The organism is Microbacterium sp. Bi128 (assembly GCF_918698205.1).
The window spans coordinates 1-3,462 of record NZ_CAKKMM010000483.1 but is presented as its reverse complement, the minus strand read 5'-3'; the positions used below and the strand labels follow the sequence as shown (position 1 = coordinate 3,462).

The window sequence follows — 3,462 nt, the reverse complement described above, 5'->3', positions numbered from 1 at the left end:
TAAGGCCGACGGGGTGTGACTGCGCTCACCCGATTTCTCTTGTCCCATTCTGCCAGTACATTTCGTCCAAAAAACTAGCATTGCATCACGCATTTCCATGCCTAAAATGTGTGAATGCACAATTTTCATTCGCCGGGCGATTCCCTGCGCTGGGCCGAACTGGTGGAGCTGCTCCACGGGCGGCTGGACACGCTGGCCGAAACATTTACGGCGAGGGTCCGTGACATCCCCGAGTATGCCGAAAAACAGGTGGGCTCCGGGGATCTCGAAGTGACTGCGCGCGAAACATTCAGGCGTTTGGTGGACGGGCTGCGCGGACAGGAACTCCGGCAGCAGTCCCCCCTTGGTCCGGCCATGGAGTCGCTCCTCGAATTTGCTGCCGATCTGGGCGCCAAACGCGCCCGGGCCGGCATCCCGCCGGAGGCGCTCATCTCGGCCGTCCGGCTGGACTTCAGCATCATCTGGGAAGGCCTGCTGCAGATCGCCGATGCCGAGGACGCCGCGCTGCTGGCATCCAGTGTGGACAGGGTGTGGCGCGTCGTGGACCAATTCGCCACGCGAACCCACACGAGCTATCTGACCGAACGCGTGCGGATGGCCCAGGAGGAGTCCAGCATCCGCCGCGAATTCATTGCCCGGCTCTTCAACCAGGCTAGCCCCACCGCGGAGACCGTCAGCCAGGTCGCCGCCGCCCTCGGCGTGGACTCGACCGCCCGCTTCGGACTCGTGGCGGCCAGTGGCGACGCCGCAGTGAGTCTCCGAACGGCCGCGACCAGCCTGGGCTCCGGGCAACAGACACGCAGCCGGTTCTTCGTCCACGAATTCGGCGGGAACACCTACGCGTTCTGGCCGCTCCCGCCATACCGGGACGGCGCCCGGCACTCTGTCCCCGCCGCGTTGACCGACATCCCATGCGGTTATGTTCCGGGCGTCGCCGGGCTGCGGGCGCTGCCCGCGGCCGCCCGCACGGCCGGAAGCCTCGCCTCCCTGCTGCGGTCTTCCGATTCCGGGCCCCTGTCAGCGGAGGCCGCCTGGGCCCGGCTGGCCAAGCAGCAAATGCTCGACGTCGGCCTGGACCTCCTGGCCGACCTTGAGACCGGCCTGTCCGGGTGCCGCGGCGGCGAACGGGAGCGGCTGAAAGAAACCGTCCAGCATTACTTGGAAACAGGGAGCATTACGGCGACAGCGCAGCAGCTCTTCTGCCACCGCAACACCATCCTCAACCGGATCAGCCGCTTTCAGGATCTGACAGGCGTGGACCTGGCGGTCCCGGCGCAGACGGCCCGGCTCGTCGTCGCTTGGGCGTGACGTCCGGCGGGTCAGGGATGGGGTAGAACTTAACCATGAATGTGCGCACCCCTGACCCGAATCCCGGCTGGCTCTCCGACGACGACCTGTTCGAAGCGCGGGGCAGGCTGCCGATGGTCTACGTCGAGGCCGTTCCGGTCCGGCTGGACCCCCTCGGGTTCGTGAACGAGGTCGGCACCCTCCTGCAGGCCGACGAGGACGGCACCATGGTCCGGTCCCTGGTGTCCGGCCGCGTTCTCTACCGCGAGACCATCCGCGCCGCCCTGCTCCGCCACATGGAGAAGGACCTGGGCCCCCTCGCCTTCCCGCAGCTTCCGGTCAGCCCGGTGCCGTTCACCGTGGCCGAGTACTTCCCGTCCCCGTCCCATACCGGCTTCACGGACGACCGCCAGCACGCCGTTGCCCTGGCGTACATCATTCCTGTGACCGGCGAATGCTCCCCGCGGCAGGACGCCCTTGAGCTGACCTGGATGACCCCGCAGGAGGTCATGGGCACGGACGTGCAGCTCGAATTCAGCGGCGGCCGGGGGGCCCTGATCCGGCAGGCACTGGCGTTCGCGGGAGTCGGCAACTAGCCGCTTCGCTGGGGCCCGGCGCCGGCCGGGGCTCTCGGGGGCTCCCCTGCGTCCCCGACTTCGTGCGGCCGATTTTGTAGACTGTTGGGCGGACCGCAAGAGAACTTTAAGGACTCCCGATGACCCACCCCCCAGCCTCCCGGAACTACAGTGAACAGCAGGCTGGATCTCTGCGGGCCGGTGACCACCTGATTCTGCCCGACGGAAACCGCTCCGCCGAGATCCATCGCGTGGATGTCGAAACCGACGATTTTGGGACTCCCGCCATGGTGTTGGCGACCCTCAGCGGTGGCGGTGTGCTGCGGATCGCGGCGGGGTCACTGGTCCGCGTCACGGACGACGCCGGGGCCGGCACAACGGCGTCCGACGGCGGCGCGACCGGCACGCCAACTCCTTCCGATGGCGGCGCCCCTGCGCCGGACGAGGCTGAGCCGGTCGCACCCGGGCCTGGCACAACTGAATCCGACACTGCCGGGCCCGGCACAACTGAATCCGACACTGCCGGGCCCGGCACAACTGAATCCGACGCTGTCGGGTCCGACAATACGGCGGTAGCCGCCGTCGTCGTTCCTCCCCAGCCTGTTGCGCCGCCCGCGGTGAGCGGACCCAGCGAAGCGGACCTGGCACTCATCCCGGCCCCCGACGGCACGCCGGAGTCTGTCGTGGAGGCCGCGGCCGAGGACCATCCGGGCGCCGTCGGTGTCCTCCTGCTCAGTGAACGACTCGCCAAGGGCATCAACACCAAGTCCGGGAGCTGCCTGAAGGATCTCAGCGACCTCGCGCACGAGCTCTTCGTCACCCTCAAGGACCCCGACAACGCCATGGCGGTCGCGGACCTGCTCAACGTCCTGCCGTTCGACGGCAACCCCGACCGCTGGGCCTCCGTGGAGTCATCGCTGGCGCTCTCCAGCTACATCTGCCGCCAGCTGGGTCAGGACCAGCGCGCCGGGATCTACGAGAAACTGCTCCGCGCGCCGGAGGCCATGGAAACGGACCCGTTCAAGGCCAGGATCAACGCCAAGGTGCGCCAGCGCTCGCTCAACGAGCCCAACCTGTACGACAAGGAAATCTTCCGCTCGATCGACAATGCGAACCAGGATGCGGAACGCGACTGGCGCCTGCTGCGGCTCGAGGCGCTCCTGTTCCTGCGCGCGCACGGCGGCTCCGAAACAATTGGCACCGTTGAGCTGGAACGCCGGATCGCCAACGAGCTCGAATCGGTCCGCGCCTGAGGTCTAGCGTTGGGCCCTACCCGTGGCGGGCCCGGAGTTGTAGATTCACCCCATGACGAACAATCTGAGCGTTGTGATCAATTCCGACGCGCAGCAAGTTTGGACCATGCTGCGCGAACCCGCCAAGATCGCCCAATGGCACGGCTGGGTGGCCGATGACCAAGAGGCCGAAATCAACGAAATCTACTTCGGCCCCAATGTGGTCGAAGGCGCCGACCACACCTCCCTGGTGGTCGACGGCGGCGACGTTTTCACCTTGAAACCTGTCCCCACGGGCACGGAGGTCAGCGTCACCCGGGCGGCAATCGACCACAATTCCGAGTGGGCGGCCTGGGACGAGGACATCA

At 67.0% G+C, this 3,462-nt stretch carries 3 protein-coding genes and 1 pseudogene; all 4 read left to right on the top strand.

What is annotated here, in order from left to right; translation table 11 throughout:
- Positions 1-114: 114 nt before the first annotated feature.
- A complete protein-coding gene (locus LQV45_RS21515; RefSeq protein WP_230008747.1) occupies positions 115-1,308 on the top strand; it encodes a CdaR family transcriptional regulator in 1,194 nt (397 codons plus the stop codon).
- Positions 1,309-1,343: 35 nt separating this feature from the next.
- Positions 1,344-1,883 (top strand): NUDIX hydrolase family protein, encoded by a 540-nt coding sequence (locus tag LQV45_RS21510; protein ID WP_079551800.1) that lies wholly within the window; start codon positions 1,344-1,346, stop codon positions 1,881-1,883.
- 119 nt (positions 1,884-2,002) lie between these two features.
- Positions 2,003-3,115: a DUF6707 family protein gene (locus LQV45_RS21505; protein WP_230008746.1), complete on the top strand. Its 1,113-nt coding sequence runs from the start codon at positions 2,003-2,005 to the stop codon at positions 3,113-3,115.
- Between the two features lie 52 nt (positions 3,116-3,167).
- Positions 3,168-3,462: pseudogene (locus LQV45_RS21500) on the top strand (SRPBCC domain-containing protein); the annotation flags it as partial.